Consider the following 12,126-nt stretch of genomic DNA (forward strand, 5'->3'; position numbering starts at 1 on the left):
GACAGTTTGCTTCGGCGGCCCACGCTTACGAATGTCCAACGTAAGCTTTTCCCACCGCGCGTCAGACCGCTGTAAGGAGCGGTGGCCCCGTGGGCTACCAACCTTTATCCCGGACAAAACGGACCGCCGCCAATCCGCGCGGCGGTGAACGGGACCTCCTGCGACGCCCCGCACCGGGCGGTGGCACCATAACGCGGTGACCTATGAGCGCCCGGACCGGGACATCCGCCCCGGTCCGCACACCCCCTCCGTCGTGGCCCACCGCGGCGCCTCCGAGGACGCCCCCGAGCACACCCTGGCCGCGTACCGCCGGGCCATCGAGGACGGCGCCGACGCGCTCGAATGCGACGTCCGGATGACCGCGGACGGGCACCTGGTCTGCGTCCACGACCGCCGCGTCAACCGCACCTCCAACGGCCGGGGCGCCGTCTCAGCCCTCGAGCTGGCCGATCTCGCCGCCCTCGACTTCGGCTCCTGGAAGGGGCAGGCGAGCGACAAGGAGGAGCCGGACCGCGACAGCCGCGACAACACCGCGGTCCTCACCCTCGAACGGCTCCTGGAGCTCGTCGCCGACGCGGGACGCCGTATCGAGCTGGCCATCGAGACCAAGCACCCGACCCGCTGGGCCGGCCAGGTCGAGCAGCGGCTGCTCGACCTGCTCCGCCGCTACGGCCTCGACTCCCCGCCGCCCGGCGAGCCCTCGCGCGTGCGCGTCATGAGCTTCTCGGCGCGCTCGCTGCACCGGGTGCATGCGGCGGCGCCCGCGGTCCCCACGGTCTATCTGATGCAGTTCCTGCTGCCGCGCCACCGGGACGGCGCGCTGCCACGCGGGGTGCGCATCGCGGGGCCGAGCATCCGGATCGTACGCAATCACCCCGACTATGTGGCGCGCCTGCACCGCGCGGGGCACCGAGTGCACGTATGGACGGTCGACGATCCGGCCGATGTCGAACTGTGCGCTCATCTGGGCGTCGACGCGGTGATTACGAACCGCCCCAAAGAGGTACTGTCCCAACTCGGACGCCCATAATGGGCATTACAAGGCGTGCACCGGCGCGTTCGGTACGTATTTGATCGTGACGAGTGCGTCACCAGATGCCACATGGCCTGTTTCTGCTCCAGCCCTGCGGGGCATCCATCCCGTGGCGTGGGGCTAAGGAGGTCTCGGGGGTGGCGTTGGTGGTGGCACGGCAGGTGCCGACGGCTTCGACCATGGCCGTACCCCATGGTCCTGCGGGCGTAGGTGCGGCACGGCACCGGATGCGTGACGATTTGAGCAGGACTGGGGTATCGGATTCGGTCATAGACGATGCGGTACTGATCCTTTCGGAACTACTCAGCAACGCATGGCGACATGGTCGGCCATTGGGCTCCGACGCTGGCGACGGGACCGTCCGGGCGGCCTGGCACGTCGACGAGTACGGCCGGCTGACCGTCGAAGTGACCGACGGTGGCGGACCGACAAGGCCGGTTCCGGCCAATCCCTCGATCACTGCGCGTGGCGGCCGCGGGCTCAACATCATCACGTCGCTCGCCGAGGACTGGGGGGTGCGTGACGGCACCGGGGAAGTGACCGTATGGGCGTCGCTTCCCGACCGTGACGGACTCCGTGACGGCTTTCGTGACGGATTCAACAGGCCCGTCACCCTCCTCCCGAGGCTCGACCCCGATCTCGATCCCAGCCTTGGTCCTGATCTTGATCCCGGCCTCGGCCCGGATCTCGACCCTGATCTCGACTTCGCCGATCTGGACGAGCTCGCTTAGGGCACCCACCCAGGGCATTCGCCCAGGGCATACGGTCGGCCTCGCCGACGGGGTTCGCCGACTGGGTTCGGCCAAAGGGCTAGGCTCCCGCCCGTACCAGTCGTACGGGCCGTACGGAGCGACCGCGGCCGTACGAGACGCACGCGGCCGTACGAGGACGCCACGAGCCGCACGATCGGGAGACAGCCACGCCATGGGCAAGAAGCGCCGCCCCCAGACGACGAAGGCCGGACCGCGGGTCACGAGCGCGGAGATCCCCGTGGTGGGGGCGCGCGAGCCCTGCCCGTGCGGCTCGGGCCGCCGCTACAAGGCCTGCCACGGCCGGGAGGCCGCGCACGCCGTCACCGAGCTGGTTCAGCGCCCCTTCGAAGGGCTGCCCGCCGAATGCGACTGGGTCGCGCTGCGCGAGCTCGTGCCCGCCGCGACCGTCGAGCTGAACCTCGTCGAGGGCCTGCCCGAGGACGTTCCGTCCGTGACCCTCGCCACCGTGCTGCCCATGGCCTGGCCGGCGCTGCGCCGGGACACCGGCGCCGTGCTGCTCGGCCTGCAGAACGACACCGCCTCCGGCGACATCAGCCGCGACCTGGCCGACACCCTGCAGCGCGCCCTGACCGCCGAGCCGGGGACGCCGGTCGCCGCCGAACGGGTCGCCGGAGAGGGCCCGCGGCTGCAGGATCTGCTCGATCCGAAGGGCGGTTTTTCGCCGACCCTGCACGACGGGTTCGAGTTCTGGCTCGAGGACGCCGCGAGCGCCAGCGGTGAGGTCGCCGCATCCCTCGAACGGGCGAACGCAGCCGCCATCCCGACCGCCCGGCTAACCAGCGTCGAGGCCGCGTACTGGTGCCGTACGCCGGAGAAGAACCACCTGCGCTGGGTGATGTCCCACCCGGAGGAGCAGCTGCTCGACGCCCTCGCGCGGCTGCACGCCGCGGGCGCCTCCTCGCTCGGCGAGGGCACCAGGCTGGTCGGCTCCTTCCGGGCGCACGGCCTCACCGTGCCGGTGTGGGACCTGCCCGGCGCGATGGGCGCGGAGGAGACGGAGAAGCCCGCCGAGGCGTTCGCGGAGCGGCTCGCCGAGGCGCTGACCTCCGACACCCCGCTGACCGCCGAACAGCGGCGGGCGCGCGGCGGTCTCACCAACCGTCAGGTGACGCTCAGCTGACGGTCGTACCGGGCTGGGGCGCGGGGCGACCGTACGCGTGACACTGCTCACAACTCTCCGCTACACCCTGCAATTACGCGTCCGGAAATCCGCGATCGAATTTGCGAACCGCCGATCTCTTGTTACGGTTTTAAAAGCCCGGTCGCTGGTGCATCCCCCGTCGCCAGCGACCGGGCGCTTCCATGTCCGCTCCGCAGCCCGCGCCTCGCGCAGGCGCACGGGGCGGCCAACGCCCCCCGCGGTGCCGTGAGTTGGCTCCCGTACCGCGCGGCCTCGGCAGACCTCTCCCGGCGCGACCTCGGACCGTTCTCCTCACGACCGCGGACCGCTCCCGTCGCAACCGCAACCGCAACCACAACCGCGAGGGCCCACACGGCCGTCTCCGCGCCGCGGGCGGCCTCACGGCCACCGGGGCCCCGGGGACGGCACCGGCGGCGCCGCTCGCCGCCTCTCCGGCGTTCCGCGGGGCATCCCCGGGCGGGTCCATCCCCGGCCGCGGCACCCGGGCGCCATCCCCGAGGCGCCATCCCCCGGCCGCGTCACCGGGCCGCGCCAAGACCCCGCGCACGCACGTACGGCGGGGCGGGGTCAACAGGCGCGCCGGGAGGCGTCAGAGGCGTGAGTACAGGCGGTGTCAGGAGACCTCAGGGGGCCTCAGCGGGCCTTAGGAGGTCTCAGGGGGCACGGCAGGCGTCGTCAGTAGGCGAGTCGGCTGCCGCCGTCGGGTGCGCTGGTGCTCGCCTCGATCAGCGCGTCCACCACCGTGGTGACCTCGGGCAGCCACGGCCGCCCCCCGCGGCGCAGCGGGGCCCGCTCCCAGCGCACCCCGCCCGCGCCGATCTGCGAGGGGGGCAGCACCAGATAGCCGCCCTCGTTGTGGAACCGCAGCGAGCTGGGCACCCAGTCCTGGCGGTACAGCAGATCGCCGAGCTCTTCGAGGGAGTACGGGGCCACCAGAAGCGCCCACCGGGTGGGTGTGGCGATCACGGGGCCGAGCCGTACGCCGGACCGCTCGATGGCGTCCAGGGCTCGCATCCCGGCGACCGCCGGCAGGCTCACCGCGCACGGGCCGCGCCCCCCTGTGGCCAGGAGCACGGGCGCGGTCGGGCGGTTCGTCCACCACCAGCGCACCATGCGCTGGTCGGTGGTCGCCGCGAGGAGTACGGGGTCGAAGGGGTGGCCGCCGGGCACCGCGCAGTCCGGCTGGGGGCATCCGCACTCGCGCGACCGGCCGCTGCCGGGCGCCAGGCCCACGCCGGGGAGTACGGGCCACTGCCACTCGGTGGCGCAGGTGAGCGCCGCACGGAGCAGCGGCGATCGCGCACCGCGCCGCAGCGAGAACTTGCGTCGCCTTCCGAGGATCTCGCGCATGAGCGCTCGTTCCTTTCCGTTAACGCCGAGGGCTGTTCCGTCGCACTACATGGCACTTCACATGGCACTACGTGGCGCTGTCCGGAGATGTTCGGACCGTCACACCACGTGGATCACAAGTCACTGCGCGTACAAGGCAGCGCATCACGCCTCAGGCCGAGCGTGGAACGTGGCGAAGGGTGGCGCGCGCATGGCGCTTGCCGTCTTCGGTGGTGCTTCCCTCGCCACTCGGGGATGGGCGCCTGCCGTTGCCGTCTATGACGCCTGGACCGGCCACGGGGTTCCGGGGCGGTCCCAACTGCCCCTGCCCTTCTCCGAATGTGTACCCGCCGCGGCGGGGACGACGCGCTGTCGAATGACGCCAGTCGACCCTAAATAGGCAACGTAACGACCTCTTTTCGGCCAAGTTCAATTCAGCACAGACACCAACAAGACCACCGGGACAATGCTGGACATCGCCTCTCGGGTGCGTGTACATCTGGAGACAGTAGCGGCACCGTAGCGGCGCAGCACGACAGGGGGTTTGCGATGCTATTGAGCAAGCCGGAGGCCGCGTGCGAAGGCAGTGGGCCATGAGTTCACCCCACCCGCCGAAAGTGGCCGGAATCGATCCTTCCCTCCCCGCCCCCACGCACACTTCCGACCCCGTCACGCCGCCCCACGCCCCCAACCCCGGCCCCAGCCCCGCCGCCGATCCCGCGGTCCAGGACCATCTGGCCGCGTGGCTCTCGGACCTGACCACCCTCCACGAACTCACCGAGCGGCTCGCCCTTACGGGCACGCTGGACGACGCGCTGGACGAACTCCTGCGCGCCGGAGCCTCGCTCGTCGGCGCCCGGCGCGGGCTGGTCGCGCTGGAACCGGCCGACGGGCTCGGCCCGGTCACCACCGTCGGCCTCGGCCTCGGGCGCGCCGACCTCGGCCATATCGAGACGATCCCGCGCGGCACCGCGACCGCCGGCCACCTCCTGGACGGGCTGCCCGAGCCGGACGGCGAGCCGCGGCCCGGCGTCGCCCACCCCGACATCCCGGGCGAGGCCGACCTCGACCCGCGCCACCGCGAAGTCGCCGCCCGTCTGGGCTACTCCGCGAGCTACGCCGTGGCCCTGGACCCGCTCGCCGACCCCAGCACCGCCTCGAACAGTCACACCGGCGCCCCAGGACCCCTCGGGCGGCTCGGCGCGGCCGCGTGGCTGTACGACGAGCCGGCCGAGCCCGCGGAGCGCCAGCGCCACCTCGTGGGCCTGTACTGCCGCTACGCCGCCGCACACCTCGCCCGGCTGGTCGAGCTCGCCCGCGCCCGCGCCACCGTCGCGACCGTCCAGGAGGAGCTGCTGCCCACGCGGCTGCCCCGGATCCCCGGAGTGCGCCTCGCCGTACGCCACCGCGCCGCTCCCCGCGGGGGCGGCGACTGGTACGACGCGCTGCCGCTGCCCGACGGCGCGCTCGGCCTGTCCGTCGGCGGGGTGACCGGATCCGGCCCCAGCGCGGTCGCCGCGATGGGGCGGCTACGGGCGTCCCTGCGCGCGTACGCCGTGATGGAGGGCGAGGATCCGGTGGCCGTCCTCTCCGACCTCGAACTGCTGCTGCGGCTGACCGAACCCGCCCGCTCCGCGACCGCGCTCTTCGCCTACTACGAGCCTCTACCGCGCAGGGTGGTGCTGGCCGGGGCCGGACACTGCCCGCCGCTGATCACCGGCGAGCGGCGCACCGAGTTCGTGGAGACCGCCCTGTCCGCCCCGCTCGGCATGCTCTCCTGCTGGGAAGCGCCCAGCGTGGAGCTCGAACCGGGCCGCGGAGAAACGCTCCTCTTTTACAGCGCCGGGCTGCTCCACCGCACCGGAGAGCCCATGGACCGGGCCTTCGCACGGCTGCACACGGCCGCCGCGAGTGCCCCCAGGGCCGTACGGAGCGACCCGGACGGCTTCGCGGACCATCTGCTGCGCACGGTCCTCCCCAGCGGCGGAACGGGCCAGGGTGCGGACGCGGACGACGGCACGGAGGACGTCGTCCTGCTCGTCGCCCGCTTCGACTGACCGCGCCGCCCCGCCATCAACCAGCCGACCCGCCACCAACCACCAACCACCTGAAACCGGCCATAGTCCGCGATCACCGGTGGATCATGCACATCCCGGCTGTCATACCCCCCACCTACCATGGACACGGTCCAGCTCGAGGAGGATGACGTGACCGAGGAGCCCACTTCCGAGGCCCTGGAGACCCCAGAGGCCGGGGAGCAGCCCATCAAGCAGCGGAAGAACAGCCTTTACGCAGGCATTTCCGACGAGCTCACCGAAAACATGAGGTCAGGCTGGGACGACACCGAGCTGCGCGGCCTTGAGCCCATCGAGCAGGCGCCGCACACCGCCCGCCGCCGCGCCGCGCTCTCCGCGCGATTCCCGGGGGAGCGCCTGGTCATCCCCGCGGGCAATCTGCGCACCCGCTCCAACGACACCGAGTACGGGTTCCGCGCCGCCACGGAGTACGCGTATCTGACCGGCGACCAGACCCACGACGGCGTCCTGGTCCTGGAGCCGGACGGCGCCAAGGGCCACACCGCGACCGTGTACCTGCTGCCCCGTTCCAACCGGGAGAACGGCGAGTTCTGGCTGGACGGCCAGGGCGAGCTGTGGGTCGGCCGCCGGCACAGCCTCGCCGAGGCCGAGCAGCTGCTCGGCCTGCCGGCCAAGGACGTGCGCGAGCTCCCCGACGCGCTGCGGGCCGCGACCGGCCCGGTGCGCATCGTGCGCGGCCATGACTCTGGCCTCGAAGCGGCGCTGACGGACAAGGTCACCGGCGAGCGCGACGCGGAGCTGCGAACGTTCCTCAGCGAGCAGCGCCTGGTCAAGGACGAGTTCGAGATCGGCGAGCTGCAGGCGGCCGTCGACTCGACCGTGCGCGGCTTCGAGGACGTGGTCAAGGTCCTCGACAAGGCCGAGGCCACCTCCGAGCGCTATATCGAGGGCACGTTCTTCCTGCGCGCCCGCGTCGAGGGCAACCACGTCGGCTACGCCTCCATCTGCGCCGCCGGCCCGCACGCCACCACGCTCCACTGGGTGCGCAACGACGGCCCGGTCCGCTCCGGGGAGCTGCTGCTCCTGGACGCGGGCGTGGAGACCCCCACGCTCTACACCGCCGATGTGACCCGCACGATCCCCATCAACGGCCGCTTCACCCCGCTGCAGCGCAAGATCTACGACGCGGTGTACGAGGCACAGGAGGCGGGCATCGCCGCGGTCAAGCCGGGCGGGAAGTACCTCGACTTCCACGACGCCGCCCAGCGGGTCCTGGCCGCGAAGCTGGTCGAGTGGGGCCTCATCGAGGGCCCGGTCGAGCGCGTCCTGGAGCTTGGCCTGCAGCGCCGCTGGACGCTCCACGGCACCGGCCACATGCTCGGCATGGACGTCCACGACTGCGCCACGGCCCGCCGGGAGGCGTATGCCGAGGGCACCCTGGAGCCCGGTATGTGCCTCACGGTCGAGCCCGGCCTGTACTTCCAGGCCGACGATCTGACCGTGCCCGAGGAGTACCGGGGCATCGGCGTCCGTATCGAGGACGACATTCTGGTCACGGAGGACGGCAACCGAAACCTCTCGGCCGCCCTGCCGCGCACCTCGGATGACGTCGAGGCATGGATGGCCGCGCTCCTTCAGGGTTCGTAAGGCCCGCAGGGTTCGGTCAGGGCTCGGGCAGCGGTCGGTGGTCGGGGCTCGCGGGGCTGGTGACCAGCGGTATCGTCCGGTTCCATGGCGGAATCCTGGGTCAATTCGGCAGACGGCCTCGGCAGTGACCTCCACCTGGAGCTGTCCGGTACGGGCAGCCGCCGGGCGGCCCTGATGGGGGCGCTGCGCGAGGCCATCCGGAGTGGTCGGCTCGCCCCCGGCACCCGGCTGCCGCCGTACCGCTCCCTCGCCGTCGACCTCGGCCTGGCTCGGAACACCGTGGCCGACGCCTACGCCGAGCTGGTCGCCGAGGGCTGGCTGACCGCCCGCCAGGGCTCCGGCACCCGGGTCGCGCCCCGCGCCGCCCCGCCCCCGCCCCGGCGTGCCAGGGGACGGGGACAGGGGCGGGGGCAAGGGCAGGGGCGGGGCCGCCCGGCCGTGGTTTCCGGCGTGCCACCCGCCACCGCGTCGGCCGGAGGCGGGCCCGTACGGCGGGCCCGGAGAGCGCCCGCGCGCCCTCCCGAGCCCGTCCACAATCTGCTGCAGGGCCAGCCCGACGCCGCTTCCTTCCCCCGCGCCGCATGGCTGGCCTCCGGCCGCCGTGCCCTGACCGCCGCGCCCAACGAGGCCTTCGGCCCCGGCGACCCGCAGGGGCGCCCGGAGCTGCGCCTCGCGCTGGCCGAGTATCTGGCCCGCGTCCGCGGGGTGCGCACCGACGCCGACCGGATCGTCATCTGCTCCGGCTACGCCCACGCGCTGCGGCTGCTGGCCGGAACGCCGGCGCTGCGCGGCACGGCAGCCGTGGAGGCGTACGGCCTCGGCTTCCACCGCTCTCTGCTCACCGCCGCCGGGATCCGTACCGTGCCGCTGCCCCTGGACGCGGACGGCGCCCGCACCGAGGAGCTGGCCTCGCACCAGGGCGTACGGACCGTGCTGCTCACCCCCGCCCATCAGTTCCCCACCGGCGGGCCGCTGCACCCGCGGCGCCGGGCGGCCGCCGTCGACTGGGCCCGGGCCCGCGGCGGGCTGGTCCTGGAGGACGACTACGACGGCGAGTTCCGCTACGACCGCAAGCCCGTGGGCGCCGTCCAGGGCCTGGACCCGGACCATGTGCTGTACGTCGGATCGGTCAGCAAGAGCCTGTCCCCGGCCCTGCGGCTGGGCTGGATGGTGCTGCCCGACCATCTGGTGGACGAGGTCCTGGCCGCCAAGGGGGAGCGGGAGGCGTGGGTGAGCGCGCTCGACCAGCTGACTCTCGCCGACTTCATCGAATCGGGCGGGTACGACCGGCACATCCGCCGGATGCGCCAGCGCTACCGCCGCCGCCGGGACCAGCTGGTCGCCATCCTGGCCGAACGCGCCCCGCACATCCGCGTCAGCGGTGTGGCGGCGGGGCTGCACGCGGTGCTCGAACTGCCGCCGGGCACCGAGCGGTCCGTCGTCCAGGCCGCCGCCTGGCAGGGCCTCGCCATCGAGGGCCTGGCCGACTACCGCCACCCGGAGGCCGCGGGTCCGCCCCGCGAGGGCTTGGTCGTCGGCTACTCCACCCCGCCCGAGCACTCCTTCACGGGCGCGCTGGACGCGCTGTGCCGCGGGCTCCCGCCCGACCTCGGCGACTCCACCGCAACCACGACCGCAACCACGACGACCGCAATCACGACGACCGCACCCACAACAAGCGGGAGGGACGACGCGACGGTCAAACGCCCGTCAGGGAGTCCTCGCGCCACTTGAGGATCTTGTCGAAGCTGACCACCACACCGCCGTGCCCCGGGCGGTCGCGGTAGCGGACCCGGTCGGTCAGCGCCTCGATCAAAAAAAGCCCTCGCCCATGCTCTGCCTGGGCGGGGGCCGGCTGTCTCGCGGTGTGCTGGGCCTGGGGGGTCTTGGCCCAGTCGCCCCGGTCGGGACGGGAGGGGCGGCGGGGAAATCCGGGACCGGAGTCGGTGACCTCGATGCGGCAGGTGTCGCCGTCGATATAGGCCGTGACTCTGTAGTCCCCGCCCGCGCCGTCCGCGCCACCGCCGTGCTCGACCGCATTCGCGCAGGCCTCGGAGAGGGCGACCGACAAGTCGTAAGAGATTTCGGGATCGACCCCTGCTGTCTCCATGGTGCCGAGGAGCAGGCGCCGGGCGAGCGGGACGCTCGCCGCCTCACGCGGCAGATGGAGTGACCACCAGATGCTCATGCTCCAGCCTCCCGGCCACGGCTCGACATACCGTTACGTATTGCCTGGGTCCATGGTCCGTAAGCGTGTGATTGACGTGACTCCGCTCATTCGGCGGAAGCGCGTATTCCGTATATCGGTGTATGGGGCTGTCCAGGTGTGCGTCGGTACGCCCTACCCGCCGTAGGGGAAACCCGGGCCCAGTGGGATGATGGCGCGGCCATGTCTGCCCCCCACGGTCGCGCCGGAGCCGATCTGCGGATACTGCGGGCCGCGGTTTTCACCGCGGTCTGCGTCGTGCTGTCCGCGGGCGGGCACATGCTCGCCTCCTGTACGACGGTGCCGCTGTGGACGCTGGGCGTGGGCTGCGCGGTGCTGTTCACCGTGGTGGCCCCGCTGGCCGGGCGCGAGCGGTCGCTGCCGGGCATCGCGGCGCTCCTGGGCGTCGGCCAGCTCGCACTGCACGCGCTCTTCGTGCTCGGGCAGAGCACCACCCAGCAGACATCCATGACCCCGGGAACGGGCGGCGGCTCCCAGGGCGGGGTGACCGCCATGGCCGGAAGGCTGCTGTGCGGCGCGGGCTCCGTCCGGGTGGACGCCGCCATGGCGCACCGGATCGTCAGCCGCGCCGGGCTCGACCCCGCCGCGGCGCACCAGGCGGCGTCCGGGCCGGTCATCGAGGCCGCGCACCCGGGCGCCCTGCTGCCGTCGCCGCCGATGGTGCTGGGGCATCTGCTCGCCGCCCTCGCCGTCGGCTGGCTACTGCGGCGCGGCGAGGTGGCCGTGTGGCGGGCGGTGCGGCTGTCGGCGGACGGGGCGCGCGGGGTCGCGGAGGCCGCGCTCGTACGGGCGCTGCGCGCCGCGCTGCGGCTGGTACGCGCGCTGCGCGCCGGTCAGCACAAGCCGGACCCCGCTTCCGTACGCCGTCCGCGTACGCCCGGACGAGACGATGACGGTGCCGGCGCCGGGGCCAGGACGTTCGTACTCCAGCACAGTGTGATCAGGCGGGGCCCGCCGCGCTTCACCCTCGCGGCTTGACCGACGCGGCGCACTCCGGCGGGCCCGGGGCGTTCGCGCCGTCGCCGCACGCGCGCCACACACCCACCCACCCTGATTCATTCCTGTCCATGGAGTGTCTTGTCATGAACGCCATGCGTCTTCCCCGTCTACGCCGTCTTCCGATCATGGGCGGTATCGCAGCGGGAGCCCTGGTGGTGCTCGCGGCCACCCCCGCCTTCGCGCACGTCAGCGTGCAGCCGGGCCAGGCCGAGCAGGGCAGCTACAGCACCATCGCCTTCAAGGTGCCGAACGAGAAGGACGACGCCTCGACCGTCAAGCTCGAGGTGACCCTGCCCACCGACCACCCGCTGGCCTCGGTCATGGCGCAGCCGGTGCCCGGCTGGGACGTGAAACTCACCAAGACCAAGCTCGCCAAGCCGGTCGAGGTGCACGGCGAGAAGATCAGCGAGGCGGTCACCAAGGTCACCTGGACCGGCGGCAAGATCGAGCCGGGCACCTTCCAGCAGTTCCCGCTGTCGGTCGGCGAGCTGCCCGAGGACGCCGACCAGCTCGTCTTCAAGGCCCTCCAGACGTACGACGACAAGGAGGTCGTGCGCTGGATCGAGGCGCCCAAGGAGGGCGCGCCGGAGCCCGAGAACCCGGCGCCGGTGCTCAAGCTCGTCAAGCCGGCCGAGGGCTCCGACGGCCACGGCTCCGCCGACTCGGGCGACACGGACAGCGCCGCCCAGAACGCGAAGGCCGAGAAGACGGAGGAGACCGCCTCCGACTCCAGCGGTGACAGCGGTGACAGCAGCGACACCACCGCCCGCGTGCTGGGCATCGTGGGCATCGTCATCGGGATCGCCGGTGTCGCCTTCGGCGTCCTCGCCGGCCGCCGCCGCAACGCCTGAGCCCCACTCAAGGCCCCTGAGCCCCACTCAAGGCCCCTGAGGCCTCTAAATTCAGTACGGAAGATCACACGTCTTAACTCCAGTCAACAA

General features: G+C 72.5%; 10 protein-coding genes. 8 read left to right on the plus strand and 2 right to left on the minus strand.

Annotation, left to right across the window (positions count from 1 at the left end):
• Positions 1 to 196: 196 nt before the first annotated feature.
• The 3 genes from ACWDSL_RS30075 to ACWDSL_RS30085 all read left to right on the plus strand — a co-directional run bounded on the left by ACWDSL_RS30075 (position 197) and on the right by ACWDSL_RS30085 (position 2,926).
• Positions 197 to 1,030 (plus strand): glycerophosphodiester phosphodiesterase, encoded by an 834-nt coding sequence (locus tag ACWDSL_RS30075; protein WP_450490695.1) that lies wholly within the window; start codon positions 197 to 199, stop codon positions 1,028 to 1,030.
• 65 nt (positions 1,031 to 1,095) lie between these two features.
• Positions 1,096 to 1,764: an ATP-binding protein gene (locus ACWDSL_RS30080; protein WP_450490697.1), complete on the plus strand. Its 669-nt coding sequence runs from the start codon at positions 1,096 to 1,098 to the stop codon at positions 1,762 to 1,764.
• Positions 1,765 to 1,957: 193 nt separating this feature from the next.
• Positions 1,958 to 2,926 (plus strand): DUF5926 family protein, encoded by a 969-nt coding sequence (locus ACWDSL_RS30085; protein ID WP_450490699.1) that lies wholly within the window; start codon positions 1,958 to 1,960, stop codon positions 2,924 to 2,926.
• Positions 2,927 to 3,622: 696 nt separating this feature from the next.
• On the opposite strand, the gene ACWDSL_RS30090 is transcribed toward ACWDSL_RS30085, so the two are convergent.
• Entirely contained in the window at positions 3,623 to 4,297 is a 675-nt protein-coding gene (locus ACWDSL_RS30090; RefSeq protein WP_450490701.1) for a bifunctional DNA primase/polymerase, read from the minus strand.
• A gap of 572 nt (positions 4,298 to 4,869) precedes the next feature.
• Here ACWDSL_RS30090 and ACWDSL_RS30095 point away from each other — a divergent pair.
• The 3 genes from ACWDSL_RS30095 to pdxR all read left to right on the plus strand — a co-directional run bounded on the left by ACWDSL_RS30095 (position 4,870) and on the right by pdxR (position 9,693).
• A complete protein-coding gene (locus ACWDSL_RS30095; protein ID WP_450490703.1) occupies positions 4,870 to 6,333 on the plus strand; it encodes a PP2C family protein-serine/threonine phosphatase in 1,464 nt (487 codons plus the stop codon).
• Positions 6,334 to 6,453: 120 nt separating this feature from the next.
• The gene (locus ACWDSL_RS30100) at positions 6,454 to 7,959 is read left to right on the plus strand and encodes an aminopeptidase P family protein (protein ID WP_450490705.1); all 1,506 of its coding nucleotides are present in this window, start codon (positions 6,454 to 6,456) and stop codon (positions 7,957 to 7,959) included.
• An 84-nt stretch (positions 7,960 to 8,043) separates the two neighbouring features.
• Positions 8,044 to 9,693 (plus strand): MocR-like pyridoxine biosynthesis transcription factor PdxR, encoded by a 1,650-nt coding sequence (pdxR, locus tag ACWDSL_RS30105; protein WP_450490707.1) that lies wholly within the window; start codon positions 8,044 to 8,046, stop codon positions 9,691 to 9,693.
• Here the strand turns inward: pdxR and ACWDSL_RS30110 are convergent.
• Positions 9,659 to 10,147, minus strand: a complete 489-nt coding sequence (locus ACWDSL_RS30110; RefSeq protein WP_450490709.1) for an ATP-binding protein — start codon at positions 10,145 to 10,147, stop codon at positions 9,659 to 9,661. The two genes, pdxR and ACWDSL_RS30110, sit on opposite strands and share 35 nt — an antisense overlap.
• A gap of 201 nt (positions 10,148 to 10,348) precedes the next feature.
• Here ACWDSL_RS30110 and ACWDSL_RS30115 point away from each other — a divergent pair, with 201 nt between their 5' ends.
• Together ACWDSL_RS30115 and ACWDSL_RS30120 are read left to right on the plus strand one after the other, a co-directional pair.
• A complete protein-coding gene (locus ACWDSL_RS30115) occupies positions 10,349 to 11,164 on the plus strand; it encodes a hypothetical protein (RefSeq protein WP_450490711.1) in 816 nt (271 codons plus the stop codon).
• A 104-nt stretch (positions 11,165 to 11,268) separates the two neighbouring features.
• Entirely contained in the window at positions 11,269 to 12,036 is a 768-nt protein-coding gene (locus tag ACWDSL_RS30120; protein WP_450490713.1) for a YcnI family copper-binding membrane protein, read from the plus strand.
• Positions 12,037 to 12,126: the final 90 nt, after the last annotated feature.

The sequence above is a fragment of the Streptomyces sp. NPDC000941 genome (assembly GCF_053599555.1).